Consider the following 26,131-nt stretch of genomic DNA (forward strand, 5'->3'; position numbering starts at 1 on the left):
CAACCCAAAAAAATTAATTTGTGTCAAGCATACCTAGATATGCTTGGTTATGCGTAAATACTAAAACTTAAAAGAAGCTTTAATAATTGCTATTTCTATGTGACCAGTAATAAGTATAAATAGTTAAACTAATACAACTAATAGCTAAAAAACTGAATTTATAAGGTTTTTACACTGTAGATCTTGAATTAAACAATACCCTCTCGAATCATTGCCAGCTTTTCAATACCGTGCTCAGGGGTCCATCTTTTGAACTCAACAAAACCATGCTTTTTATATAGCTTAATCGCGGGTTCGTTTACCAAAGCGGTTTCAACAACACTGGTTAATGGCTTAATTGAGGCAGTACGCGCAAAGTCATTAAATACAAAATGCATTAATCCATTAGCAATACCTTTTCTAAAATGTTCAGGGTCAACCACTAAGCTATTAATTTCTAATTGCTCGTTGGTGATTGCCAGCTCAATAACCCCCGCAAGCTGCGTATCGTCATAAAACCCATAAAAAAGCGTTTGCGAACTTTGTATATCAGTAACAGTGCGCGATAAAGGCGGAAAATTCTGCGTACCTATTAATTCAGCTTCTATTTTATAAGAGCGTTGAAAGGCGGTGTAAATTTGCTTTGCGACTGCCTCATTTACATTATCTAACTTTACAATCATCGACTGAAATTTCTGTTGTAGCATTTTTAGTTTTATAGACTGCCTCGTATCAGCTCAGTCCCCTTTTATTATTAACTTGCCATGTGCCTGCTTTTATAGCAGGTTATCAAGTAGCGAATTGAGGAAGAGATGGATTAAGCCTGTCACTTAATCCGCCCTCTTAAACTACGCAATTTAATCTTGCCCCCCTTGAACTCCATAAATTGCAGGACACTTTAGCTGAGTACTTAAAGGTAAGTAACAAGCTAGTGCGCCGAGGCCAATTACAAACAATAACGTCACAAATAACATACCAAACTGTATAATTTGTGGTATGCCACCAGCAATGAATTGCAATGGTTGCTGTAAAGCCAGCAATAACGCCATACTGAGAAGTATCCCTGTTACAATTGCGCTGCCATTTTGCTTAAACACTAACAAAAACAGCGTCATTGGTTTTGCGCCAACACACAAATGAATACCAATTTCAGCACGCCTTAAGAGTACTGAATAACGCATAATACCTATCAAACCAATACTAGTTAAAGCAATCGTAGCAATAATAATCATTAGTGTTGTGCCTGATACTACATATTGACGAAATAACGCATTATTTCGCTGATTACTTAATGGCTCCAATTGATGAACAGATAAGCCCGAATCAATAGATTGTAATAAGGTATTAAGCGTATTTTTTGTAACGTGCTGGGTATGTTTAAACTCGATGATAAATGAATTGTAACCTGCACGAGTAAGATAAGCTTTAGGCTCAAGCGACGTTTTCCCAGGTATCGGCATAGCTTTAACTACGCCAATCACGACTAAATCGTTTTCGCGCCCAGAAGTTATATCAAAACTTAAATGCATACCCAGTGCATTACCATCACTTGACATTTTTTCTGCAAGTACTTCATTGATAATTATAACATTTTCATTACTTTCAACATCTTCACTTGTAAAACCACGGCCTTGCAATATGGGCTGTTTCAGGAGTGAGAAGTACAGTTCATCAACAGATTTTCCATAGGGTAATAGAATTTGATTACTCGCTACTTCAACCAATGACCAAGTAATTAAGTTATCATTAATAGGTGATGAGGAGCGACTGACTTGCGCTACCCCTGGTAATAAAGCAAGATCATTAGCCACTTGCTTTAGTAATTGATTTGCTTTGTCTCTATCTGCTGCTAGGTGGCTTGCTAGGTTAACTTTTAAACTCGTTAATTGCTCAAGTGGCAATGTGAAGGCCTCGTCAATATTACTTTTATTTACGCTAAAAACTAAAAAGTTAATAAACAATAATGTACATGCCACGGTGACCTGAAAGGCTACTAAGCCCTGCCACACACGCTTACCTACCTGGACTGACATACCTTTACCCGCTGATTTTAAGCTAGTTATTAACTGTTGATAATTTATAATCCGGGTGCACAGAAATGCAAAAAGCGTGGTTAATATTAAGCCACTAAACAATGTGATCAGCAGTGATACTCCATTGATAGCAAGTTCATTAGCGCGCGGCAATATCGCCATCGCAAAATCACTCAGAGTTACCAAAAAAAATGCCGCTAACGCAAGTCCTATCAAACTTGCCAAACCAATTAGCAAGGCAATTTCCTGCCAAAACTGTTTAAACAAAGTAAATCGGGTTGCACCCAGTGCCGCACTGAGTGCCAATGTGTGCTTGCGCGCTGCTGTTCTTACAATAAACACGTTACTAATATTTACACAGGCAATAATAACCAAACCAGCTACGGCTAAAATAAGCCAATAAATATTTTTCGGTGTCTCTTTTAATATCACTTTTTGCAAGGAGTTAAGCTCAAGTTCGATATGCCAGCCCGCAAAGAACGCTTCGTTCGTAATATGCTGTTGCCATACGTTATCCACATACTGCGACAACTTTTTACTAGCCTGTTCAATACTTATATCGTTGGGTAGCTTAGCCACAAAATGGCTGCGCGAATAACGATTCCACCAAAACGGCTTAGCTTCTTCTGAGGTTAAATTGTAATCCCACGGCAACCACACATCTGTGATTTGACCTGTTTTAATCAGTGCAGGCGATTTAAAATCTGCGGCAGCCACACCTATAATTTTGAATTGTTGGCCGCCCACACTCAGTGCTTGACCTATTATGCTTTCTTTACTGGCAAAATCATTTTGCCATGCTTGATAACTGATCACTGCAACAGGGTTAAAACTATCTAAGGCTTCAGCCTGTGTAAAACCTCGTCCTAAATGCAGTTTAATAGCAAATATTTCAAACCACTGTGGAGTAACAAAGGAGGTGTTTACTATAGGTAAACCCGCTACATCATCGAGCCGTTGTTCGGCGTAATAGACCAATGCAGCTTGTTCAAATAAATTATGGTTTTTATATAAATCAATTAGTGCAGGGTAATTAAAAGCACGGGTATTGAGTGAGCCTGTTTGGTCAATTTGAGCATATTCAGCTTTTACTAGCCGCCCCTGTTCAGGGTATGGCAATGGTTTTAATAGCATAATGTAAGCAAGCGTTAATACTGTAATTAACGCTGATAAAACAATGCTTAACGTTGTAACAACACTCAAGCTGTAAACTTTATGATTAGCTATATTAAGTAATGCATTTTTTAAATTATACGTCATTGCAATACTCCGTTAAGTTATATCTAAATAGTCGTTGGCACTTTATTACTTTTGGATATTTCATTTTACTCTCTCAACAAGTTATTTAAGCACTTAACTGCTCTTTTATACCCAAAGCACCTAACATTTCACCATCTAGCAGCTTTAGTTGCCTTGTAGCCATATCACTGTAACGCGGATCATGTGTCACCATGCAAATAGTGGTGCCAGCGGCGTGTAATTCACTTAGCACTTGCATCACTTGGTCGCCCGATTTTGAGTCTAAATTACCTGTTGGCTCATCAACTAATAGTATTGCAGGCTCTGCCACCAATGCCCGAGCGATCGCCACTCGTTGCTGCTGCCCACCCGATAACTGATTAGGTTTGTGACTCATACGGTGCCCAAGCCCCACCTTTTCAAGGCAGGCCTTTACTTTTTCAGCAATGACTTGCTTGCTCGGTTTCGTGTGATGGTAACGCAGTGGTAATGCCACATTGTCAAACACACTCAGCTCGTCGATTAAATTAAACGACTGAAAGATAAACCCTATTTTTGCATTGCGAATATCAGCAGCCTGATTTAGCGAAAGTGACGACACGTTTTTACCTTCAATAAAATATTCGCCGCTGGTTGGCATATCAAGTAAACCCAAAAGTGAAAGTAATGTTGATTTACCACAACCAGAAGGCCCCGATATCGACAAGTATTCACCGCGATAAATACACAAATCAATGCTGCGCAGTGCATATGTTTGCAGCTCTTGTGTTTCAAATACCTTACTAATTCCGTTCATTGCTAATACGACATCGGCTTGGGTGTTCGTTATTTTTTGCTCTGTCATTATTTTTGTCCTGTTCATTAGTTAATTAGAATTTCGCTATTGCTGCGAGTAAGGTTGGTTAAATCTGAAATAATCAATTGCTGATCTAACTGCGCACCACTGAGTATTTCGATAAAGCGCCCAGCCTCGCGACCAAATTTGATATCAACCAAGTGTGCGCTTTGCTGCTGTGAGTTTACCTGATACAGATCTCTTACACTGTGCGGTTTTACATTTGCTGGGCGCTCGATATAAGTAACATCTTTTAGCTGTGCGACCTCAATATTGGCATCAACTGTTAATTGCGGACGAACATTTTCAGGGAGCTCTTTAGGCAGCGATAACTCGACCTCTACGGTATTGTTGACCACCACAGGGCTAATGCGCACGACTCTTGCTTTAACAACCCCCCGACGGGTGTCGACATGGGCAAGCTGCGCTAATCGAATATCATCCACTTGATTTTGTGGAACCTGAATTATCGCAATGAGTGAATCAACCGAGCCGATAAGCGCAATTTCTTGCCCAGGGTTTACACTTTGCCCAAGCTCAACCGGCAAGCGCTGGAGTACGCCATCGATTCCCGCTGCAACAGATAGATTAGCTAGCTGGGTTTGTGCCATAGCCACGACCCCTTGTTGTTGTTTAATTTGCTCAAGCTGAACATTTTCAGATTCTATGTGCACAGCTTCTAGTTGCTCTGCACGTTGCTTCGCTATCGCTAATTGCTGTCTTAGTTGTTGCTCGTCTAATCTACTACGCTGATAATTAAGTGTTGAGACGATCCCCTGTTCAACTAAACTGGTTTCAGCTTTTAATTTTAGTTTGGCATTTTCATAAGCAGCATGGCTTTGTGCCACATCAGAAAGTTCGTTTAATTGCTCGCGGGTATTGTTTAATCTTAACTGACGTAAATTAGCATTGAGTTTATTAAGCTCTTGCTGCGCACTTTTGAGCTGTTGCTCAAGCGCTGGATTGGCTAATTGCACTATGATTGAGTCACTGGTCACAATTGCACCGGGCTTTAATAAAATAGCCTGTACTGTGGCGGGAGTTTTTGCCGTTAATAATTGCTGCTGCGCAGATTTAAGCTCACCATAACCTGTAACCGTAATGGAAAGCGCACCTTGGCGTACATCACTAATAATTATATTACTGCGCGATACAGACCCCCCCCCTTGACTGTTGCGCTGATAAATCACTCCTATAATTAAAATAACAGCCAGTAATAAAACGAGCTTATGCCAGAGCGATAATTGCTTTGCTACTTTTGTTTTTACTATGTCCATCTTGCACCGTATTATGATTTGTATATGTAAGCTAAGGCGAAACACGTGCCAACATTAAAAATCAATAAATACAACAAATTAAAGATATTCACTGTATAAAAAGCCTTATAAAGCGGCGATACCGGACTACCCAGTGCCAGTTTGAAACTGCTCAGGCAGTAACGATTTCAATACACTTAATACTGCAACCCCAAAATCGGACTCAAAGAGTCCGAAATCGGAATAAAACACCTCATACAACCACCTTTAAATAACTAACAAGCTGAAATACAATAATAAAATCACTGGCATAGAAATCGCTATACGCTACAATCACCCTGCGCTTATTCACCTATTTGGAAGTTTATGTCTGCCACTATTTTGATCATCGAAGATAGCCCTGAAATCCGCCTAAGCGCGCGTTTTATATTAGAGGATAACGGCTATCAGGTACTCGAGTGCGACTCGCCTTTTGCAGCACATACTCTAATTGAAGGTAGCCTGACGATTGACCTTATTTTGCTTGATATGAATTTTACTCGCGACACAACCTCGGGTGACGAAGGTATGGCGTTTTTAAAGCATTTACATAAACAGCAATTAGATATTCCCGTCATTGCAATGACAGCATGGTCGAGCGTAGATCTAGCTGTGCGCGCTATGCAAAACGGAGCGTGTGACTTTATTGAAAAACCATGGCAAAACCAGCGCTTATTAAAACTAGTTGATCAACAACTCACGCTTAAAAAGTTAAATAAACAAAACCAAAAATTGCAGCAACAGCTTAGCGATCATGACACATCTGCATTTGTGTATCAGTCACGCGCTATGCAACAACTAATAAGCCAGTTAACTAAAGTGGCGAAAACCGATGCTAATATTTTACTGACAGGTGAAAATGGCACAGGTAAAAGCCAGCTAGCACAATGGCTTCATCAGCAGTCTTCGCGTCATACACAACCGTTTATCGCAGTAAATATGGGAGCAATTGTTGAGTCTTTATTTGAAAGCGAAATGTTTGGCCATAAAAAAGGCGCATTTACCGATGCCAAAAGTGAGCGTATTGGCCGTTTTGAGCTGGCCGATAACGGCAGTTTATTTTTAGATGAAATAGCCAATATACCTTTGCCTCAACAAGCAAAACTATTGCGGGTACTCGAAAGCCAAGAGTTTGAAATGGTCGGTTCGAGCCAAACAAAAAAAACTAATGTACGTTTAATAAGCGCTACCAATGGCGATATTCTCACACTAATAGCCGAAGGCCTGTTTAGAGAAGATTTATATTATCGCGTCAATACCTTGGAATTTGTGATCCCGCCGCTTCGCGAACGCATTGAAGACATAATCCCTTTATGCGAGCACTTTATAAATTTACACACTAAAAAATACTCAAGTACTGTACTTACATTGAGTGAATGCGCCAAACGGGCATTAAACCACTACTCTTGGCCCGGCAATGTTCGCGAGTTAAGCCATGTGATAGAACGCGCAATATTATTATCAACAACCGAGATATTAACTGTCGATGACTTAAACCTGCAAAACAGTCAAAACAATAACGCGTTACCACTTATGACACTAGAGCACGCAGAGCGCCAGTTAATTGATCTAGCCCTTAAGCAAACTCAAGGACATATCCCTAATGCCGCTAAGTTATTAGGTTTAGGTAAATCATCTATGTATCGTCGCCTAGAAAAATACGGTATTACTGGATGAAAACACGATGAAACCGAATTGCCTTTATCAATCGTCGCTTGAGCGCAGCTTAATTGGCTTTGCGCTATTGAGCGCTCTTTTTTCCGCATTAGGCTGCTACTTGATTGGCCAGTATTTTGCTTTATCTATTGTTACTTCAGTTGGGCTCTCAATCTTATTTTTAGGTATTTACCTTAAGCTGTTTATTCGTACCTACAAAAAAGTAATCAACAGCTTTAACCGCAATCACGCCCACTTGGATGCCATTTTAAACGAAGATTATAACCAGCTCGTTAAGCCCACTTATCAGGCAGGGAGTATTAACCAATTACAACAAAGTTTGATTTCACTAAGTGAAGAGTTGTTTAAAAAGAAATCGCGATATGATCAGCATGTTTTTTTGGTGTACCAATTAATTGAACATTTTAATGTGCCTATCATGGTGCTCGATCAACATAATAAACTCAGCTATGCCAATAATGCATTTAGCGAATTTAAACAGACTCAATGGCAAACTTTACGCTATTCAAGCGCTGAACAATTAGGGCTTACAAAGCAAGACACGCATTGGCAATTTAGCGATGTTATTACAGCTCAGCAATGGCAAATACGCCATAGTGAATTTATAGAGCAAGGCAGCTGCCATCAACTTATTGTTATGATCGACATCACTTCTGCACTTCGAGAAAACCAACTACAAGCATGGCAGCAAATTATTCGCGTACTCGGTCACGAAATTCGAAACTCACTCACCCCAGTTACTGCAATGGCTGAAAATCTCGCCGTGAAGCTCACCGAACCACGACAAGTACAAGCACTTAACGTAATAAGTGAGCGCTGTAATTATCTTAATGAATTTGTCACTCGCTACGGTGACATAAATAGACCACTGGCACTCAACATAGTTGAAATAGACACAGCTGCATTTTTAAAACAAGTCTGTGAAATTTACCCTGATGTAGAGTTTAGCTGCGTTGCTTACGCCAAAACCTTTAAAGCCGATCGCACGTTTATGCATCAAGTGATGATCAACTTGATAAAAAATGCTATTGAAGCAAGCACTCCACCGGTAAAAATTGCGCTAAGCATACTCAAGCAAAGCAAAGTAAACTGCATCACCGTTGACGACAATGGGCAAGGCCTTGCCAACCCCAACAATATTTTCGTACCGTTTTACACTACCAAACAACAAGGGCAAGGGATTGGTCTAAGCTTTTGTCGTAACGTGATAGAGCAGCATCATGGTAGTTTAAGTATAGCGAATAAAGAAAAACACCAAGGCGTAATCGCGACAATGTTGTTACCTGTTTAGCTCGCAAGATAATTAGCTTAACTAGTGAATATTTTGTAAAAGCAGTTACCACCCTAGAAAACCTATTAAAAAAACAAAGTATTACCAAGTGGCAGGACTTTTACCTATAACAGCGGCACCTCACGCGCCGCTCAAGTCCGGCAGCTCAAATTTAAGGCATAAAAAACAACCAATTTGGTCGGGGCTATAAAAAGTGGTACCAAGTGGCAGGACTTTTACTTATAACAACGGCACCTCACGTGCCGCTCAAGTCCGGCAACTCAAATCTTAGGCATAAAAAAAAACCAACCAATTTGGTTGGGGCTATAATCTATATAGCTGAGTATATAATTCATCCTTGAAGCTGCATCCATCGTTCATCCATGAACTCACTTCGAGTCACTGCGAAACTGCGTTTCGGTTCACTCTCACCCAGCGGCCGGACTTTTACTTATAACAGCGGCACCTCACGTGCCGCTCAAGTCCGGCAACTCAAATTTAAGGCATAAAAAAAACCAACCAATTTGGTCGGGACTATAAAAAGTGGTACCAGCGGCCGGACTTTTACTTATAACAGCGGCACCTCACGTGCCGCTCAAGTCCGGCAACTCAAATTTAAGACATAAAAAAACCCCTGCTAAATCTAGCAGGGGCTATAAAAAGTGGTACCAGCGGCCGGACTTGAACCGGCACGCCTTTCGGCAGGGGATTTTGAATCCCCCATGTATACCAATTTCATCACGCTGGCATCATTTTTCTTTAACCTTCTAACACGAGAAGATAAAGAAAAACCACTTAAGAGTGAAAGATTATGTACCCTCTCCCATCTCATTGCCTAGCATTATACAAACAATGAGCAAAGCGGCAAGCGTTTTATGTATTAAGCGTGATCGACCGCTTAACATTTAGGCAACCATTAACATTTGAGCCAATACCGAGTTAAGCACGTAGCGTAATAGGTAGTATTTAACGGCTTATTTGCTAAACTATCGCGCACATTAACAGTGAGAGTATATTTATGTCGGCTGAGTTTCCACGAGCAGGGTTTTGGCGTCGTTTTGCGTCATTGGTGTACGACACATTAGCTATTATCGCTTTTGCGATGCTAACGGTGGTATTGTATTTATTTGCTATTCAAGGGCTTATTTCCCTTGATGTTATTGCCCTTAATGGCGCTGAAGATGTATCTGCACGTATTCAGGATTCACTATTACTTTCTGGTATTCGCAGCTCGCTGCTGGTGCTTGTTGGCTTGGTATTTTTTGGTTATTTTTGGACAAAAAGTGGGCAAACAATTGGTATGCGAGCATGGCGCTTAAAAGTACAAACCAACCAAGGAAGTTTAATTAGCTGGCCACAAGCTATTATCCGCAGTATCAGCGCATTACTTGGTTTAGGGAATTTAGTGGTATTAGTCGACTTTAAAAATAAAAAAGCACTGCAAGATTACTTATCAAAAACCGAAGTAGTTACGCTCACCAAAGAAGAAAATAAACGCGTTTATCGCGAACTAGATTAATACTTAATCTAACTAATTGGTATAACCTCAAGCTAAAGCATAAAAAACGCGGCACTTTTAAAAAAGGCCGCGTTTTTTATTTAAGCTTTAAGTCTAGCTACACCCGCTTATTCATTAAATAAGCTGCAAACCCAGTAAATAAAATGCTCGGCAGAACGGCGCCTATAATCGCTGGAATTTGATATACCATTACCACAGGGCCAAATATCTCGTTGGTTAGGTGGAACACTATCCCCGTTATAACTCCCATAATAATTCGTGCCCCCATAGTTACGGTTCGCAGCGGACCAAATATAAACGACAAGGCAACTAACAACATCACAGCAATAGACACTGGCTGCATTAATTTACGCCATAGTGCTAAATCATAGGTACTGGTGTCTTGCTCATTTTGCTGCAAATAAGCTAAATATGACCACAATCCTGAAAACGACAATGACTCTGGTTTTACTGAAACCACGCCAAGTTTTTCACCGGTAAGCTGAGATGGGTAAAACTCTTCAGTAACTTGCTCCGTGGTAATAAGCTCTTCACTGATCAATACTTTGTTCACATCGCGCAGTAGCCAGCCATTATCACGCCCTACTGCTTCTTTTGCTTTAGTAATTTGTGTAAGTAGCAACGACTTATCGAAGTGGTACATATTTACGCCGCGGAGCATGCCATTTTGGTCAACATCTTCAATATTAATAAAATTACTGCCGTCTTTAGCCCACACGCCTTTTTGCGCATTAAATACATCCCCACCATGAATAGCTTGGTTACGCATTTCCTTTGCATGCAACTGAGCGGCGGGCGCTCCCCACTCCCCTAATGCCATTACGCACAGGGCCATAAAAATAGCGGTTTTCATTACCGAGCCAATAATTTGTAAACGCGACATACCCGCGGCTTGCATCACTACCAGCTCACTATTAGAGGCCAAAGCACCTAGTCCAGTTAAGCCACCAATAAGTGCTGCCATCGGGAAAAAAACCACTAAATCGCCAGGCATACTATAAATGGTATATAACAAGGCGGTCATAATATCGTAACTACCACGGCCAACCGATTTAAGTTGCTCTATAAATTTTATTAAAGTACTGATCCCCACCAACACCATTAGTGCAAATCCAGTCGTTTGCATAATGCTACGGCCTAAATACCAATCAAGCGTTTTCATCATATGTGTTGCTCCCGTTTAGTCACGACAGCCTTCAGCCAAACACCTAATGGGCGGCCTTTAATAATTAATAAACTACCTATAAATAATGCACTTAGGTGAATCCACCATAGGCCAATAGAGGGCGGAATTTTCCCATCTTCTACCGCAAACTTAGCCGCGTTGAGTAAAATGAAATACCCTAAATATAAGCTCAAAGCCGGTACTAATTTAGCAAATTTACCTTGGCGTGGATTAACAACGCTCAGGGGTACTGCAAGTAAAGTTAATAATGGAATAGATAACGGAATAGCTAAACGCCATTGCCACTGTGCAATTGCTTCTGGGGTATTAATGGTTATTAATTCACGAGTTGGCACGGCTTCTAACTTACGACGTTGATGTTCTATTTCTTGTTCGCGAATTTGTACGCTGTAGCCATCAAACTCAGTTAAGTTAAGTGAAGGCGCTTCGCCATCGGTCTCGTAACGTTTACCATCAGTAAGTACTAACTGCTGTTCACCATTCTGTGCTTCAATAACAACACCTTGCTCTGCATAAACTAATCGCGCTAAGTCGCCTTTTTCGCTATCGGGGAGTTGTGCCACAAAAACTTTGTTGAGCTCTTTGCCGCTATTTTCAATATTATGAATAAATACCACAGCTTTTTCGTTACCGGTTTGCTGAAAACGCCCAGCTCGAAGTGCAGATAAACCAGCATCAGCCTTGGCTTGTTCTTTAAGTTGGTATTCTTGTTCGCTTGCCCACGGTGCAATATACAGGGTAAGCACCGCCGCCAATAACGCTAGGATGACACTTGAAATTAGCGTAATACGCACTACATACCACTCACTCACGCCACAGGCTTTAAGTACAGTCATTTCACTGTCAGCGTAAATACGGCTATAAGCTAAAATAATCCCTAAAAATAAGCTCAGAGGCAAAATTAATGATGCTAACTGCGGTAATTTAAGCGCAATCATGGCAAACACAAGCTTTGCTGGGATACTCCCTTCTGAGGCATCACCAAGAATGACAACAAACTTTTGCGACAAAAATATGGTCATTAAAGTTAAAAATACGGCGACCTGCGATTTTAAAACCTCAGTGGTCAAATAACGGAAAATTAGCAACATTCGCCCCTGTTAAACATGGAATTTCAATATAGTAATAAAAAACAATGAGTGAACGAGTTAATTCACTCATTTTAAATGAGTATTAAGCACACATTATAAGCCATCAATATTAATTATCCTACCTAACATCACGATATAATGTTGCATTAGTAACCCTTAAGCATATAAAGTTCAAATACACAGTAAGAGTCGAGTAAAATCTACTAATATTAGCGCTAGACCTAAAAATTTAGGTAAAAAGACTAGAAAACACATTTTTAGTCCCAACTTAGCTTCTATAGATGACTCAAAATCAGGAGTGACAATGGAATTCAACGTAAAAAGTGGTAGCCCAGAAAAACAGCGCAGTGCATGTATTGTTGTTGGCGTATACGAACCACGCAGGTTATCCCCCATTGGTGAACAACTTGATAAAATCAGCGATGGTTATATCTCAAATTTATTACGCCGTGGCGACTTAGAAGGTAAGCCTGGGCAAGTACTACTATTACACCATGTACCCAATATTTTAAGCGAACGTATTCTACTCGTTGGCTGCGGTAAAGAACGCGAACTAGACGATAAACAATATAAACAAATTATTTCTAAAACTATCAACACCTTAAACGAAACAGGCTCGATGGAAGCAGTGTGCTTTTTAACTGAGCAACACGTTAAAGGCCGTGATACCTATTGGAAAGTGCGTCAAGCGGTAGAAACAACCCAAGACTGTTTATACACCTTCAATCAGCTAAAAAGTAAGAAAGTAGACCCACGTCGTCCACTGCGTAAAATGGTATTTAACGTTCCTACGCGCCGCGAACTGACTATAGGTGAAAGTGCCATTGAGCATGGCCTAGCGATTGCTGCTGGTAGCAAATTGTGCAAAGACGTTGCTAATATGCCGCCTAATATTTGTAATCCAGCGTATCTTGGCGAGCAAGCCAAAGAACTTGAGACTAATTTTGACAACATCACTGTTGAGCTGATTGGCGAAGATAAAATGGCAGAGCTAGGTATGAACTCATACCTAGCAGTTGGTCGTGGTAGTGATAACGAATCGGTTATGTCGGTAATTAATTACAAAGGCGCAGGCGATGACCAAGCGCCTATCGTGTTAGTTGGTAAAGGTTTAACCTTTGACTCAGGCGGTATTTCATTAAAACCAGGCGAAGGCATGGATGAAATGAAATACGACATGGGTGGCGCTGCTGGTGTTATTGGTGCTATGCGCTCGCTTGCACAAATGCAGCTACCTATAAACGTAATTGGCGTTTTAGCCGGTTGTGAAAACATGCCAAGCTCAAACGCCTATCGCCCAGGTGATATTTTAACCACTATGTCTGGGCAAACGGTTGAAGTACTTAACACTGATGCCGAAGGCCGTTTAGTGTTATGTGACGCGCTAACCTATGTAGAGCGTTTTGAACCAGAAACCGTGATTGATGTGGCAACATTAACAGGTGCGTGTATTGTTGCTTTAGGTGCCCACGCTACAGGTTTATTAGCAAACCATAATCCACTAGCGCATGATTTATTAAAAGCGTCAGAGCAAAGTGGCGATCGTGCATGGCAACTGCCATTATGGGATGATTATCAAGATCAACTAGAAAGTCCATTTGCCGACTTTACTAACTTAGGTGGCCGAGCTGCAGGTACTATTACAGCGGCCTGTTTCTTATCTAAATTTACCAAAAAGTATAACTGGGCTCATTTAGATATTGCGGGTACGGCATGGCGCAGCGGCGCTAAAAAAGGCGCAACGGGTCGCCCTGTACCTATGCTAACTCAGTATTTATTAAACCGAGCAGGCATTAGTGAAGCAACCCAAGACTAACAAACCTGTATAAGGCTTCACAGCCCAATATAGAGTATAAAATAAGGCGCTTTTAAAGCGCCTTATTTATTGGGTATTAATTGAAGCAAGCCCCGTTATATGGCAAAATCCCCTTCTTAATGTGTGTGTATTTAATAACAGCACAATCAATGTCATGGGAAATCCCGATACAATGAACATGAATGCCCAGTTTTTCATTTTAAAGCAACAAGATGAGTCATTAGCTAAAGCCGATGATCACTTTGCTTTAGCAGCTAAAATAGCTGGGCAACAGTATCGGCTTGGTCAACGCGTATTTATTTTTGTAGATAGCGAAGCAACCGCCAACAGCATTGACGAAACTATTTGGACATTTGATGCCGACAGTTTTGTGCCCCACAATTTACAAGGTGAAGGCCCAAAAGGCGGCGCACCCGTAGAAATTGGCACAACACCACCTGTTGGTAATCGTAAAGTATTAATTAACTTGGCCAATCACTTACCGGATTTTATTCGTCGGTTTAACCAAGTTTTTGATTTTGTACCCGTAGAGCCCGTAGCAAAACAAGCCGCTCGTGAGCGCTTTAAAAAACTACGCCAACTCGGTGCCAATATCACCACGCAAGATATTAATCGCTAACGCTCACTGCGTACAAAGCTAACTAACTCATTTAAGTACTTATTTAAGGTTCTGTGTAATGGATAAAACCTACAATCCGCAAGATATTGAACAGTCTCTCTATCAAGACTGGGAACAAAAAGGCTACTTTAAGCCATCAGGCCAAGGCACCCCATATTCAATTATGATCCCGCCGCCAAATGTCACGGGTAGCTTACACATGGGCCACGCTTTCCAAGATACCATCATGGATACCTTAACGCGTTTTAAACGTATGCAAGGTAATAATACATTATGGCAAGTAGGTACCGACCACGCAGGTATTGCCACGCAAATGCTAGTAGAGCGAAAGCTTGCGGCAGAAGAAGGCAAAACACGCCACGATTTAGGCCGTGATACATTTATCGATAAAATTTGGGAATGGAAAAACGAGTCTGGTGGCACAATCACTAAACAACTTCGCCGCCTAGGTGCTTCTGTTGATTGGGACCGTGAACGTTTTACTATGGACGATGGCCTATCAGAAGCTGTTAAAGAAGTATTTGTACGCCTTCATAAAGAAAACCTAATTTACCGTGGTAAACGCCTAGTAAACTGGGATCCAAAATTACACACTGCGATTTCTGATCTTGAAGTAGAAAACAAAGACAAACAAGGCCATATGTGGAACTTACGTTACCCACTAGCTGATGGCGTAAAAACGCAAGACGGTAAAGACTACATTGTTGTAGCCACTACGCGCCCAGAAACTATGCTGGGTGACTCAGGTGTGGCAGTAAACCCAGATGACGAGCGCTACCAAGACCTAATCGGTAAAGAGGTTTTACTACCAATCGTTAATCGTCGTATTAAAATTGTTGCCGATGAACATGCCGATAAAGACAAAGGTACGGGCTGTGTAAAAATAACCCCTGCGCACGACTTTAACGATAACGAAGTTGGTAAGCGCCACAAGATGCCCATGATTAACATCTTCGACAAAGACGCGGCTATTTTAACCCAAGGTGAAACATACACCTTTGATGGTAAAGAACTTGAATTTGATGCGCCAATTCCTGAGCGCTTACATGGCCTTGACCGTTTTGACGCACGTAAAGCGATTGTTGCTGAATTTGAAGAGCTAGGCCTACTTGAAAAAATTGAAGACCATGGCCTAACTGTTCCTTACGGAGATCGCTCTGGTGTGGTAATTGAACCACTACTTACTGACCAATGGTATGTACGTGTTGCACCACTTGCTGAACCTGCAAAAGACGCAGTTAAAAACGGCGACATCCAATTTGTACCTAAGCAATACGAAAACATGTACTTTTCGTGGATGAACGACGTACAAGATTGGTGTATTTCACGTCAGCTTTGGTGGGGTCATCGTATTCCAGCTTGGTACGACAGCGAAGGCAACGTATACGTTGGTCGTGATGAAGCTGAAGTACGTCGCGATAATAATATTGCAGATAGCGTAACACTAAGCCAAGACGAAGACGTTCTTGATACGTGGTTCTCATCAGCACTGTGGACGTTCTCAACCCAAGGTTGGCCAGAAAATACCGATGATTTAAAAACCTTCCACCCATCTGACGTGTTGGTAACTGGTTTTGATATCATTTTCTTCTGGGTTGCGCGTATGATCATGATGACGCTGCACTTTATAAAAGATGAAAACGGCAAACCACAAGTTCCTTTTAAAACCGTGTATGTAACTGGCTTAATACGTGACGATAACGGCGATAAAATGTCGAAGTCAAAAGGTAACGTACTTGACCCGCTAGACATGATTGACGGCATTGGCCTTGAAGACTTAGTACAAAAACGTACTGGTAATATGATGCAGCCAAAACTTGCCGCTAAAATTGAAAAAGATACCCGCAAAGTATTTGCAAACGGGATTGAAGCACACGGTACTGACGCACTGCGCTTTACCTTAGCAGCGATGGCTTCAACTGGTCGTGATATTAACTGGGATATGAACCGCCTTGAAGGTTACCGTAACTTCTGTAACAAATTATGGAACGCAAGCCGTTACGTATTAATGAACACAGAAGAGCAAGACTGTGGCTTTAACGATAGCGAAAAACAGTACTCATTAGCTGATCGTTGGATTCTAGGTCAATATGAAGCCACGGTTAAAACCTACACCGAGCACCTTGATAACTACCGTTTTGATTTAGCAGCGAACACATTATATGAATTCACTTGGAACCAGTTCTGTGATTGGTACCTAGAGCTTACTAAGCCGGTATTATTTAAAGGCAATGAAGCACAGCAACGCGGTACACGCCATACACTTATTACGGTACTTGAAAGCTTACTGCGTTTAATGCACCCAATGATGCCTTATATTACAGAAACAATTTGGCAACGTGTAGCACCACTTGCAGGGCTTGAAACAACAGGCACTAGCATTATGGTTCAGGGGTTCCCTGTTTATAACCAAGCCAATGTTGATTCACAAGCGATGGATGACTTAGAGTGGGTTAAGCAATTCATTTTAGCAATTCGTAATATTCGTGGTGAAATGGATATTAGCCCAAGCAAGCCGCTATCGGTATTACTAGCCAATGCATCGAGCGACGATGTACGCCGTATTAACGAAAATGAATCGTTTTTAGCGTCACTCGCTAAGCTTGAAGCATTTACTCTGCTTGAAAACAAAGACGATGCCCCAGCGTGTGCAACCTCTTATGTTGGCAACCTTGAGATTATGATCCCAATGGCGGGGTTAATTGATGTCGAAGCTGAGCTTGCACGTATAAACAAGCAACTTGAAAAAGCTGAGAAAGGCCTAGCGCAAGTGCAAAACAAACTGGCTAACGAAAAGTTTGTTAACAATGCACCTGAAGCGGTACTCGCTAAAGAAAATGCTAAGCTAGCTGAATTTACCGATGCTAAAACAAAGCTACTAGAGCAAAAAGTTAAAATAGAAAGCTTATAATTAAACCAGTACGAATGGCTTATGCCATTCGTAAACAGTTAATTTATAAGTATAAAAAAGCCGCTTACTTCATATGAAGTAAGCGGCTTTTTTGTGTCTAGGCTCTAGGCTCTAGGCTCTAGGCTCTAGGCTCTAGGCTCTAGGCTCTAGGCAGAATTAGAATGTGTAGTTGTACTGTGCGCCTAACAATACTGCATGACCTTTTGATTCAAAAGACCATTGCTGTGGTAATGTTTCGCTTTCTACTTTTTCAGTAAAGTTTTGTGTTTTACCACGTAATACGCTCACACCTAAATCAACATTTGAGTTTTCATCGATCGCATAGTTACCACCAAACGAGAACCAAAAACGGTCTGTATCAGGGATAGAAATTGATAAATGCTGTTGTGATACTGGTGATTCATCAAACGCAAAACCAGCACGAAGCATTAAGTTTTCACTGTACTGGTAATCAGTACCGATTGAGTAGCGCAGTGCATCAGAGAAATCTTCTGTTTTTTCAAACGCGCTGAACTTACCACCTGTAGGTGCAGTAACTTGTGCTTCTAATGAATCAAAGCTGCTCCAACCTGTCCACAATACGCTGTAGTGAACGCCTAGTTTTTTATCTAATTGGTGAGAACCAGAGAACTCAGCAATTGCTGGTAATGTAATTTCAACTGAGCCAGGTAATTCAACTTGACCGTTTAACCCACCTGGAATAAATGAAGGTAGTTCATTCGAGTACTCACCTTCAAAAGTAATATCTGTTTCTGTACGGTAATTAAAACCAAAGCGGCTATTTTCATCTAATTGGTACATTAAACCAACGTTTAAGCCGTAACCCATGTCATCACCTTCAAGGTGAACAGCATCAGCACTTGCAGGAATAGATGCAATAGCAGGGTTTACTGGAGGTACAACACCAAACTTACGAATAATCTTCGCTTCTGCATAAATTGCATTTAAACCAATACCAAAGCTAAACTGCTCTGAAACTTTATAAGCAACGCTTGCGTTCATGTTTACCGTAACAATTTCAGTTTCACCGGCAATTTGGCCAGCTGCGTAATCATCGTTAAACTCAGTTGCTAAGCCAAAGTTAGAAAATGCACCAAAACCAACTGATACTTTATCATTTACTGGCATAGTGAAATAACCAGCAGGAATAATCGCGCTCGGTGCGATGCTGTCATCATCTAGTACGCTGTTATCTAAACCGTAGACATTACCTGTACCTTCAAGGCTCACGTCAGGAATTACAGCCATAGCTGCAACACTAAGTTGCTTCTCTTTAAACAACGTCATTAATGCTGGGTTACGTGCAACCACAGACGCATCGTCTGCTACAGACGCTTCACCTGCGTATGCGCGGCCTAAACCAGATACGTTTTGTTCAGCAAGCTGAAAAGCCGCTGCAAAGGTATCAGCTGAAACAAATGCCAGCGATGCCGCAATAAGAGTTTTAGTAAATTTCATTGTTGTGTCCTTAGCCAAACTCACTGTTTGGATAGCTATGTGTGTTGTTATTAGGATTTCAAACCCGCGTACACTACCTTAATTTTTTATAAAAAACTCTAATAAAACGTTAAAAAACATCAAAAAACACGTTTTTTAACTACATTTTAACAACTATTTAAAACTCATCGGAGCAGAAGTATGGTATTAGAGTATATACTCTAATGCTATTAATTCTCATTTGCATTGACTTACCTTGCGTTGCAATTTACACTGCCAATAAAGTCACCAAGGGAGAAGACAGTGATCATTTTACTTATTGTTACAGCGCTTATTTTTTGCGGTATAAGTGTTTATTTTTTTTATAAAGCAAATTATTGCGCGTGTACGCAGGCAGGTAAATGTGACAACCCAGTCAATCACTATTGGTTAGCAGCCATTAGTATGGCGATTATTTCTTTGGTTTTTTGCTGCTTAGCACTGCATGTAGAATTAGGTACGTTATTGTGGATAACGTTAATGGGTAATTGCTTTTTAGGTGGGTATATTTCTGCTAAAACAAACAGAAAAAGACGATGCCAAAAGACTAAAGCAGTAGATGCTCTTTTAAAAGTCGAGGCAAGTTAATTTTATAATCAGCAGGTTTTACACTTGCTTGTATTTTTACTTCATCATTATTTAAGCTCAAATCAATATCTTTTGCGGTAACATGATGGTTATGTTTTGCGTTATAAAAAAGCTTAACTTTAGGTTTAATTGGGTTTGAATGATTGCCCTCTAGCACCAAGGCCAAACGCTCATTGGTTAACTTAACAATAGTACCCACAGGGTGAACACCTAAGCACTTTATAAATAGCTGTACTAACTCTGCATCAAATAGCTGTTTGTTTGCCAACAAATAACGCAGTGCATTTATAGGCTCGTCCCCTTCTTGATGCGGCCTGTCTGCTGTGAGTGCATCGTATACGTCAACAATCGCTAAAATCCGAGCAGGACGACTTATTTTGCTGTCATCGACTCCTCGAGGATAACCAGAACCATCAAGGCGCTCATGATGATTTACAATCATATCCAGCATTAAAGTGGTGATACCTTTCTCACCTTTTAATAACCCTAAGCATTGTGCAACATGCTTTTTTATTGCCGTCATCTCATTACCCGTAACTTTGCCAGGCTTTGAGAATATTCCTTGAGGTAATTTAGCCTGCCCTAAGTCATGCATCAGTGCCCCCATAGCAAGCTCCTGAACCACTTCGCGTTTATACCCTAAATACTTAGCGAATACCGCTGTAAATATGGTGCAATTGATCATATGACGCCAGTTATAGCTATGCTTATCTTTTATGCGAGTTAAAATAGTCATAGCATGTTCATTGCGAAATACAGAGCTAACTATTTCATTACTTATCTCATTAAGCGCATCAGTATTCAGAGACAAACCTGAGGTTAAATCACCAAAAATACTTTGTAGTTTTCTGTTGTGGGCATCATAACTAACGCTGGCTTTGGCAAACTCTTGTTGCAAGCTGACAACTCGCTTTTTACTGGCGGGCTTGTCTTGATTTGTAGCAGCGGCTTGTGGTTTTTCTTTTTCTTTATATTTAGCCGGTACAGCTACATCACTTTTCGTAAAATCAATAAGAAGCTCTAGCACTCCTTCAGTGATTAAACGCTGAATTATAGATTTATCACGTACCAAACCGCTGGTTTTAATTTTTATACCATCCACACTCTCCTGCTGCTTCGTCACGCTATTTACGTACATGCCGGGAATGAGCTCTGATATAGGTAAGGTAACTAACATAAATGTGAGGGGTTCTATAATTAAGGGATATTTACTTTAATAGCATTATTTGGCTATAAAAGTCTAGCTTTTGATTTTAGGGTAATAATAAATCATTAATACTAACAATCTTGCGACTGTTAATACTAAACTAAAAACACAGCACTGAATATACGCCTAACGGTGTAAATTAGATCGCTACAAGCATTATTATTTAACTAAGAATAAAAATAGCAAGCTAGTTTAAATAGCTTTAATGGTTTTTAAGGGGAGTAAAAAGTAAACGCAAATGGCGCTCTCGGTAGGGATCGAACCTACAACTCAGCCTCCGGAGGGCCACGTGATATCCATTTCACCACGAGAGCACATTTGTTGCCGCCACATCAACTCGCGATATCAATGCTTTAGCATGCGTAATGATAAAGGCATCTTGGTATAAATACCAGCATGTTGCGTTTACATGTCTATAATTTAAACTAATCACTTAACAAAAGGCGAAAAAAGCGCTATTTATTTATATTCTATAAAAAAACAGTAACGCTTTAGATACATATTATCTATTATTGTCACTGAACGGATAGATTTAAACATGAGGAAGTAATTATGAAGTTAATGTCAACAGAACAAGTTGCTGAGTTTTTAGGAGTTAAAGTCGAGCGAGTTAAACGTTTAACACGCGAAAGCTTACTTATTGCCAAAAGTGAAGATGCTAATGGCGAACCACAGTATGACTCCGATGAAGTAGCTAAATATAAAGAGCTAGCAGCTCGATTTGGTGGGCTTTAACTCCCCATTGATGCTAAAAGCTCATCCAATTGCGCGCGCAGTTCGACAACTTTGTTGTTGATAGCGCGTTGCTCATACCAGCCTATACATAACAGCAAATAAACTACTTGGTAGCACTCAAGCTTGTGCATAGATAGGTAAAATAGCTCTGATGGGGTATATACTTGATAGCTTTTAAGCAAAGCCTGTTTAGTTGAACTATCTAAGTTAAAACTAACGGCTAGCGCAGCAAGATCAAAATAAACATCGTTAGTTTGAGCGTATTCAAAGTCAATTAAATAGACGCTTTTTGAGTTAACGATTATATTTTCTTTTACTAAATCATTATGGCAAAAGCCATGTTCTATGGGCATATTGGCAATGTTTTCTAGTACTTTATTTAAGTGCTTTTCAAACTGTTTAAACACCAATAAATGCCGATAGGCTTGCAATTGTGATGCAATATCCATCGTTTGAGTATCAGTTGTATAAGCGTGCACTTTAGCCAGCTTAGCCAATAGCGGCATAGCTAAATAAGACTCTGCAACCTCTCCCTCTACATAAGTAAAAGCCGCTCGCTTATTTTGTTTATCGAGCCAAATAGGTGCAGGGCAAACTTGCTGCTTACTAAGCTCATATTGAGCATTTAGCGCGACTTCTGGCCAACATGATTGATAACATTTTAATAAGTAAGATTGGGAATCAGTACGTATTAAAAAGTTATCGTTACTTAAACCATTAACCAAATACTCTGTTGAGGTTATTTTGCTAGGTGCTAAAAACGCACTACAAATATTAACTAACTGAGAATGCTGTTTCATGAATTATAGTTGCGCCATTGGTTTTGCTTGGCTTTGCTCATACTCTTCGTACCACGTTTTAAACCCCCACGCTGCCATAACGGTATAAAATATAAAAAGCACGAGTGTTGGGTAATAACCTTTTTCGTAATACAAATACATTGATGCAGCATCAATCACTATCCAATATAACCAATTTTCGAGTACTTTTTTAGCTACTAGGTAAGTGGTGACTACTGCAAAGCAGGTAGTAAAACTATCCAGATAAGCAAAGTCTGCATGGGTGTAATTTTGCATCACGTAACCAATCGCTAATGACGCTAGCGTGGTTAATACTATTAAAATGATATGTCGGTTCACAGGCCACGATGTAATCAAACGTTGTGCTTGATTAGCTTTACCTTTTCGCCACACAACCCACCCAAACACAGCCATGTACATGTAATAAAAGTTCAGTAATGACTCCATTAGCAACGCGCCATTCCAATACATTATGGTATAAATAAGCGTACTAAAAAAAGCCGCAGGCCAGCACCATAAATTCTCTTTTATGGCTAATAATAAATACGCCATTGATAAAGCCACCGCAATATACTCCCAATGCGACATGGCAGTGAAACCACTCAGTATTTGCGTTATAAAATCCATCATTATAAAACGACCGTATTTGTTAGGAGGTTATTCGGGAGATAAATCGCCCGAGATAAATTTACACACAAAGATAGCTTTACCATATTGCTCGTATGAATGTTTAATCTCTGTACTGATCACTTGCATTACTAAGTCATAATCACCAAATATTTGAGTCGACATGGTATTCGTGATCACTTTGAGCTCTTCATAGGCATTTACTCTGTCGATAAAGCCTTTAATAAAAGGAATATAATCTTGATGAAGCGGGTATTTACTGATCTCTACTGATAATTTCATTTCAAACTCAACTTTTTAATTATTTGATTTCAACTAATCATTCAACGCAACTTAAATACAGTGTAAAATTACACTAACACTCAATATAACTGAGCTTATTATGGCACGCAGAATTACCTATACTTTTAAAAATCAACCGCGCGAAATTAACTTCGCAAAAGATAAATACCACGATATGTATCAGGCTATTGCGGCTGCTGAGGGTATCGATTTAACTAATTACTTAAACATGGTACGCCAAATTGAAATGACCTCTAAAGGTTCATCGGCGGTACGCAATTTTCGCGACCAAGAGTTTGCACGTATGGGCTTTAGCGATATTTACTTTATAAAAGAGTAACCATACCCAGTAAGCTAGCATCACGATCATGACAGCAATGTAAACTTACTGCATATCTTTAATAATAAATATTAGCGCTGGTACTCATAACTTACACGCGGTGTGATATTACACAATAACTCGTAAGAAATAGTATCAGCACATTGTGCAATCTCTTCTACTGGTAACTCTGGCCCCCACATAATCACTTCATCACCCACCTGGACGTTGTGCTCGTTATTACCTATATCAAGGGTGATCATATCCATAGCTACACTACCCACAATACCGTAACGATGCCCATTAATAATCACGGGTGTGCCTTCTTTTGCATGACGCGGATAACCATCACCATAGCCCAGTGCAACCACAGCCAACATCGTAGGCTTATCACTATGCCAGCGGCCGCCATAACCTACTTGTTCATGTGCCCCTACATTGCGCACTGCTATTACCTTAGTGGTTAAGCGCATTACAGGCTTTAATTGATGATCTTTACCTGTGTGATTGGCCATAGGCGATACACCGTAAAGCATTAGCCCGGGTCTAACCCAATCACCATGACCACTTGGCCACGCTATAATTCCCGCAGAGTTTGATAAACAATGGGCTTGATCAACCTCTTGGGTTAAATTATCGAACAAACTTATTTGCTGCACTGTTTTAGTATTTTTTACATCATCGGCACAGGCAAAGTGAGTCATTAAATTTATTTTGTTTTGTGCATTTGGGCTGGCTTGTAGTCGCTGATAAAACATATCAAACTGCTCAGGCGCAATACCTAAGCGATGCATCCCGGTATTTATTTTTAACCAGCAATTTAAAGGCGCATCTAGCTGCGCACTTTCCAGCATTTTCAGCTGTATCTCATCATGAATAATGGTTTGAAAATTATTCGCCAGTAAAATAGGTAAGTCTTCTTGATGAAAAAAGCCTTCTAGCAACACAATCGGTTTTGTAAGGCCACCTGCACGCAGCGCTAACGCTTCATCTATACGCGCAACCGCAAATGCATCGGCCTCGTTTAAATGCTGCGCTATGGTGACTAAACCATGCCCATAAGCATTAGCTTTTAATACCGCCATTACTTTACTATTGGGCGCAAGGCGTTTTACCTGTGCTAGGTTGTGTTCAAGCGCGGTTAAATTAATTTCAGCAGTGGCTAAGCGCATTAGTAATCATCATCTACAGCAGGCCCCGCGTAATTATCAAAACGAGAGAATTGACCTTGGAAGGTTAGGCGCACTTTACCAATCGGACCGTTACGCTGTTTACCGATAATAATTTCGGCAATACCTTTTTCAGTACTGTCTTCGTTGTATACTTCATCACGATAAATAAACATGATCAAATCGGCATCTTGCTCAATAGAGCCCGACTCACGTAAATCTGAGTTAATTGGACGTTTATCAGCACGTTGCTCTAGAGTACGGTTAAGCTGCGATAGAGCAACAACCGGACACTGCAACTCTTTTGCTAATGCTTTGAGTGAGCGTGAAATTTCGGCAATTTCTAAGGTACGGTTATCTGACAAGCTAGGTACACGCATTAATTGCAGGTAATCGACCATGATCATACTGATACCACCATGATCACGTGCTATACGACGTGCACGTGAGCGAACATCGGTAGGTGTTAAGCCTGAGGCATCATCAACGTACATTTTGCCTTTTTCCATGAGTAATCCCATGGTTGATGAAAGGCGCGCCCAGTCATCGTCATCTAGCTGACCAGTACGTACTTTAGTTTGGTTAATTCGGCCAAGGGACGCCAGCATCCTCATCATAATTTGTTCAGAGGGCATCTCTAGAGAGTAAATAAGCACTGGCTTGTCTTGAGTCATTGCGGCATGTTCAGCAAGGTTCATTGCAAAAGTGGTTTTACCCATTGATGGACGCGCTGCCACAATAATTAAATCAGATGGCTGCAAACCTGTAGTCATTTTATCAAGATCAGCATACCCCGTGCTCACACCGGTCACACCATCTTGTGGTGACTGGTAAAGCTCTTCTATTTTATCAACGGTTTTTTCAAGTATGTTGTGAATGCTTTGTGGGCCTTCACTACTTTTTGTACGCTGCTCAGCAATTTTAAAGACTTTACTTTCAGCAAAATCAAGTAAGTCGTGGCTAGTACGCCCTTCAGGATTAAAACCCGCTTCGGCTATTTCATTGGCAACACCAATCATTTCGCGAACAACGGCGCGCTCGCGAACAATACTTGCGTAAGCGTCAATATTGGCAGCACTTGGGGTGTTTTTTGCTATTTCGGCTAAATACGCGAATCCACCAATACCTGACAACTGGTTATTTTTTTCTAAACTCTCAGAAATTGTGATTAAGTCAATCGGATCACCAATTTCAGCAAGAGCCGTCATCGCCTCAAAAATAAGCTTATGGGTACGGGTATAAAAATCCTGCGCCACAACAAGTTCAGCTACGCGATCAAATGCTTGGTTATCAAGCATCAAACCACCTAAAACAGATTGTTCAGCTTCTATTGAATGGGGAGGAACTTTAAGAGTGTCGACTTGCTTATCTGGTTTGGCCATAACTTCACAGTACTAAAATTGAATGGCTCTATTCTATCGACTTGGCGGGGCTGTGCAAATAGCAAAGCAGGAAATC

At 40.6% G+C, this 26,131-nt stretch carries 22 protein-coding genes and 2 tRNA genes; 9 read left to right on the top strand and 15 right to left on the bottom strand.

Translation table 11 applies throughout. The features are described from left to right. Window positions 1–188: 188 nt before the first annotated feature. The 4 genes from P3J6_RS00710 to P3J6_RS00725 all read right to left on the bottom strand — a co-directional run bounded on the left by P3J6_RS00710 (window position 189) and on the right by P3J6_RS00725 (window position 5,363). Complete coding sequence (locus tag P3J6_RS00710; RefSeq protein WP_198522005.1) at window positions 189–662, bottom strand: GNAT family N-acetyltransferase; 474 nt, start codon at window positions 660–662, stop codon at window positions 189–191. 174 nt (window positions 663–836) lie between these two features. Continuing rightward, window positions 837–3,272: an ABC transporter permease gene (locus tag P3J6_RS00715; RefSeq protein WP_198522006.1), complete on the bottom strand. Its 2,436-nt coding sequence runs from the start codon at window positions 3,270–3,272 to the stop codon at window positions 837–839. Between the two features lie 85 nt (window positions 3,273–3,357). Further along, a complete protein-coding gene (locus P3J6_RS00720) occupies window positions 3,358–4,095 on the bottom strand; it encodes an ABC transporter ATP-binding protein (RefSeq protein ID WP_198522007.1) in 738 nt (245 codons plus the stop codon). A gap of 17 nt (window positions 4,096–4,112) precedes the next feature. Next, entirely contained in the window at window positions 4,113–5,363 is a 1,251-nt protein-coding gene (locus P3J6_RS00725) for an HlyD family secretion protein (RefSeq protein WP_198522008.1), read from the bottom strand. A gap of 345 nt (window positions 5,364–5,708) precedes the next feature. On the opposite strand from P3J6_RS00725, the gene P3J6_RS00730 reads away from it, so the two are divergent. Both P3J6_RS00730 and P3J6_RS00735 read left to right on the top strand, forming a co-directional pair. After that, entirely contained in the window at window positions 5,709–7,058 is a 1,350-nt protein-coding gene (locus P3J6_RS00730) for a sigma-54-dependent transcriptional regulator (protein WP_198522009.1), read from the top strand. A 7-nt stretch (window positions 7,059–7,065) separates the two neighbouring features. Next, window positions 7,066–8,349 (top strand): sensor histidine kinase, encoded by a 1,284-nt coding sequence (locus P3J6_RS00735; RefSeq protein ID WP_198522010.1) that lies wholly within the window; start codon window positions 7,066–7,068, stop codon window positions 8,347–8,349. 642 nt (window positions 8,350–8,991) lie between these two features. Here the strand turns inward: P3J6_RS00735 and P3J6_RS00740 are convergent. Then, window positions 8,992–9,076: transfer RNA gene (locus P3J6_RS00740), tRNA-Leu, on the bottom strand. A 270-nt stretch (window positions 9,077–9,346) separates the two neighbouring features. On the opposite strand from P3J6_RS00740, the gene P3J6_RS00745 reads away from it, so the two are divergent. Then, window positions 9,347–9,847: an RDD family protein gene (locus P3J6_RS00745; protein ID WP_138571397.1), complete on the top strand. Its 501-nt coding sequence runs from the start codon at window positions 9,347–9,349 to the stop codon at window positions 9,845–9,847. A 97-nt stretch (window positions 9,848–9,944) separates the two neighbouring features. Here P3J6_RS00745 and lptG read toward each other — a convergent pair whose 3' ends face one another. Both lptG and lptF read right to left on the bottom strand, forming a co-directional pair. Next, window positions 9,945–11,012, bottom strand: coding sequence for an LPS export ABC transporter permease LptG (gene lptG / locus P3J6_RS00750; protein WP_198522011.1), 1,068 nt, complete (start codon window positions 11,010–11,012; stop codon window positions 9,945–9,947). Next, the gene (gene lptF, locus P3J6_RS00755; RefSeq protein WP_198523765.1) at window positions 11,009–12,121 is read right to left on the bottom strand and encodes an LPS export ABC transporter permease LptF; all 1,113 of its coding nucleotides are present in this window, start codon (window positions 12,119–12,121) and stop codon (window positions 11,009–11,011) included. The genes lptG and lptF overlap by 4 nt, the downstream gene beginning before the upstream one ends. Before the next feature lie 307 nt (window positions 12,122–12,428). Here lptF and pepA point away from each other — a divergent pair, with 307 nt between their 5' ends. The 3 genes from pepA (at window position 12,429) to P3J6_RS00770 (ending at window position 17,470) form a co-directional block, all read left to right on the top strand. Next, entirely contained in the window at window positions 12,429–13,940 is a 1,512-nt protein-coding gene (gene pepA / locus P3J6_RS00760) for a leucyl aminopeptidase (protein WP_054202239.1), read from the top strand. Window positions 13,941–14,112: 172 nt separating this feature from the next. Next, complete coding sequence (locus P3J6_RS00765) at window positions 14,113–14,559, top strand: DNA polymerase III subunit chi (RefSeq protein WP_138605241.1); 447 nt, start codon at window positions 14,113–14,115, stop codon at window positions 14,557–14,559. 58 nt (window positions 14,560–14,617) lie between these two features. Beyond that, entirely contained in the window at window positions 14,618–17,470 is a 2,853-nt protein-coding gene (locus P3J6_RS00770) for a valine--tRNA ligase (RefSeq protein WP_198522012.1), read from the top strand. Window positions 17,471–17,626: 156 nt separating this feature from the next. On the opposite strand, the gene P3J6_RS00775 is transcribed toward P3J6_RS00770, so the two are convergent. Then, window positions 17,627–18,928 carry an outer membrane protein transport protein gene (locus P3J6_RS00775; protein WP_138605243.1) on the bottom strand — a complete coding sequence of 434 codons (1,302 nt, stop codon included), beginning with the start codon at window positions 18,926–18,928 and terminating at the stop codon, window positions 17,627–17,629. Between the two features lie 282 nt (window positions 18,929–19,210). Here P3J6_RS00775 and P3J6_RS18760 point away from each other — a divergent pair, with 282 nt between their 5' ends. Beyond that, window positions 19,211–19,534 (top strand): hypothetical protein, encoded by a 324-nt coding sequence (locus P3J6_RS18760; RefSeq protein ID WP_138605244.1) that lies wholly within the window; start codon window positions 19,211–19,213, stop codon window positions 19,532–19,534. Here the strand turns inward: P3J6_RS18760 and P3J6_RS00780 are convergent. Both P3J6_RS00780 and P3J6_RS00785 read right to left on the bottom strand, forming a co-directional pair. Further along, complete coding sequence (locus P3J6_RS00780; RefSeq protein ID WP_138605245.1) at window positions 19,494–20,711, bottom strand: HD-GYP domain-containing protein; 1,218 nt, start codon at window positions 20,709–20,711, stop codon at window positions 19,494–19,496. The genes P3J6_RS18760 and P3J6_RS00780 overlap by 41 nt on opposite strands. A gap of 269 nt (window positions 20,712–20,980) precedes the next feature. Beyond that, window positions 20,981–21,055: transfer RNA gene (locus P3J6_RS00785), tRNA-Arg, on the bottom strand. 238 nt (window positions 21,056–21,293) lie between these two features. Between P3J6_RS00785 and P3J6_RS00790 the strand changes: the two genes are divergently transcribed. Beyond that, entirely contained in the window at window positions 21,294–21,476 is a 183-nt protein-coding gene (locus P3J6_RS00790) for a helix-turn-helix domain-containing protein (protein WP_138605246.1), read from the top strand. Here P3J6_RS00790 and P3J6_RS00795 read toward each other — a convergent pair. The 3 genes from P3J6_RS00795 to P3J6_RS00805 are packed head-to-tail and all read right to left on the bottom strand — an operon-like array spanning window position 21,473 to window position 23,185. Beyond that, window positions 21,473–22,276 (bottom strand): phosphotransferase family protein, encoded by an 804-nt coding sequence (locus tag P3J6_RS00795; protein WP_198522013.1) that lies wholly within the window; start codon window positions 22,274–22,276, stop codon window positions 21,473–21,475. The two genes, P3J6_RS00790 and P3J6_RS00795, sit on opposite strands and share 4 nt — an antisense overlap. Before the next feature lie 3 nt (window positions 22,277–22,279). After that, complete coding sequence (gene pnuC / locus P3J6_RS00800; protein ID WP_138605260.1) at window positions 22,280–22,903, bottom strand: nicotinamide riboside transporter PnuC; 624 nt, start codon at window positions 22,901–22,903, stop codon at window positions 22,280–22,282. A gap of 30 nt (window positions 22,904–22,933) precedes the next feature. Next, window positions 22,934–23,185, bottom strand: a complete 252-nt coding sequence (locus P3J6_RS00805) for a hypothetical protein (protein ID WP_138605248.1) — start codon at window positions 23,183–23,185, stop codon at window positions 22,934–22,936. Between the two features lie 100 nt (window positions 23,186–23,285). On the opposite strand from P3J6_RS00805, the gene P3J6_RS00810 reads away from it, so the two are divergent. Next, complete coding sequence (locus tag P3J6_RS00810) at window positions 23,286–23,525, top strand: DUF2960 domain-containing protein (protein WP_004588463.1); 240 nt, start codon at window positions 23,286–23,288, stop codon at window positions 23,523–23,525. A 71-nt stretch (window positions 23,526–23,596) separates the two neighbouring features. On the opposite strand, the gene alr is transcribed toward P3J6_RS00810, so the two are convergent. Together alr and dnaB are read right to left on the bottom strand one after the other, a co-directional pair. Continuing rightward, the gene (gene alr, locus P3J6_RS00815) at window positions 23,597–24,676 is read right to left on the bottom strand and encodes an alanine racemase (RefSeq protein ID WP_198522014.1); all 1,080 of its coding nucleotides are present in this window, start codon (window positions 24,674–24,676) and stop codon (window positions 23,597–23,599) included. After that, on the bottom strand, window positions 24,676–26,055 hold the full coding sequence (gene dnaB, locus P3J6_RS00820) for a replicative DNA helicase (RefSeq protein WP_010390854.1): 1,380 nt from the start codon (window positions 26,053–26,055) through the stop codon (window positions 24,676–24,678). Before dnaB ends, alr begins: the two co-directional genes overlap by 1 nt. Window positions 26,056–26,131: the final 76 nt, after the last annotated feature.

It is taken from the genome of Pseudoalteromonas sp. 3J6, assembly GCF_903995135.1.
Lineage (GTDB): Bacteria > Pseudomonadota > Gammaproteobacteria > Enterobacterales > Alteromonadaceae > Pseudoalteromonas.

Bases quoted from the DNA above. Each gene is read 5' to 3' on its own strand.
- pepA (WP_054202239.1), top strand. From the start codon at position 12,429: ATGGAATTCAACGTAAAAAGTGGTAGCCCAGAAAAACAGCGCAGTGCA.
- P3J6_RS00745 (WP_138571397.1), top strand. From the start codon at position 9,347: ATGTCGGCTGAGTTTCCACGAGCAGGGTTTTGGCGTCGTTTTGCGTCA.
- lptG (WP_198522011.1), bottom strand. From the start codon at position 11,012: ATGATGAAAACGCTTGATTGGTATTTAGGCCGTAGCATTATGCAAACG.
- P3J6_RS00720 (WP_198522007.1), bottom strand. From the start codon at position 4,095: ATGACAGAGCAAAAAATAACGAACACCCAAGCCGATGTCGTATTAGCA.
- P3J6_RS00730 (WP_198522009.1), top strand. From the start codon at position 5,709: ATGTCTGCCACTATTTTGATCATCGAAGATAGCCCTGAAATCCGCCTA.
- P3J6_RS00725 (WP_198522008.1), bottom strand. From the start codon at position 5,363: ATGGACATAGTAAAAACAAAAGTAGCAAAGCAATTATCGCTCTGGCAT.
- P3J6_RS00805 (WP_138605248.1), bottom strand. From the start codon at position 23,185: ATGAAATTATCAGTAGAGATCAGTAAATACCCGCTTCATCAAGATTAT.
- P3J6_RS00795 (WP_198522013.1), bottom strand. From the start codon at position 22,276: ATGAAACAGCATTCTCAGTTAGTTAATATTTGTAGTGCGTTTTTAGCA.
- P3J6_RS00810 (WP_004588463.1), top strand. From the start codon at position 23,286: ATGGCACGCAGAATTACCTATACTTTTAAAAATCAACCGCGCGAAATT.
- P3J6_RS00770 (WP_198522012.1), top strand. From the start codon at position 14,618: ATGGATAAAACCTACAATCCGCAAGATATTGAACAGTCTCTCTATCAA.
- P3J6_RS00710 (WP_198522005.1), bottom strand. From the start codon at position 662: ATGATTGTAAAGTTAGATAATGTAAATGAGGCAGTCGCAAAGCAAATT.
- P3J6_RS00765 (WP_138605241.1), top strand. From the start codon at position 14,113: ATGAACATGAATGCCCAGTTTTTCATTTTAAAGCAACAAGATGAGTCA.
- dnaB (WP_010390854.1), bottom strand. From the start codon at position 26,055: ATGGCCAAACCAGATAAGCAAGTCGACACTCTTAAAGTTCCTCCCCAT.
- pnuC (WP_138605260.1), bottom strand. From the start codon at position 22,903: ATGGATTTTATAACGCAAATACTGAGTGGTTTCACTGCCATGTCGCAT.
- P3J6_RS00790 (WP_138605246.1), top strand. From the start codon at position 21,294: ATGAAGTTAATGTCAACAGAACAAGTTGCTGAGTTTTTAGGAGTTAAA.
- P3J6_RS00780 (WP_138605245.1), bottom strand. From the start codon at position 20,711: ATGTTAGTTACCTTACCTATATCAGAGCTCATTCCCGGCATGTACGTA.
- P3J6_RS00735 (WP_198522010.1), top strand. From the start codon at position 7,066: ATGAAACCGAATTGCCTTTATCAATCGTCGCTTGAGCGCAGCTTAATT.
- alr (WP_198522014.1), bottom strand. From the start codon at position 24,676: ATGCGCTTAGCCACTGCTGAAATTAATTTAACCGCGCTTGAACACAAC.
- P3J6_RS00775 (WP_138605243.1), bottom strand. From the start codon at position 18,928: ATGAAATTTACTAAAACTCTTATTGCGGCATCGCTGGCATTTGTTTCA.
- P3J6_RS00715 (WP_198522006.1), bottom strand. From the start codon at position 3,272: ATGACGTATAATTTAAAAAATGCATTACTTAATATAGCTAATCATAAA.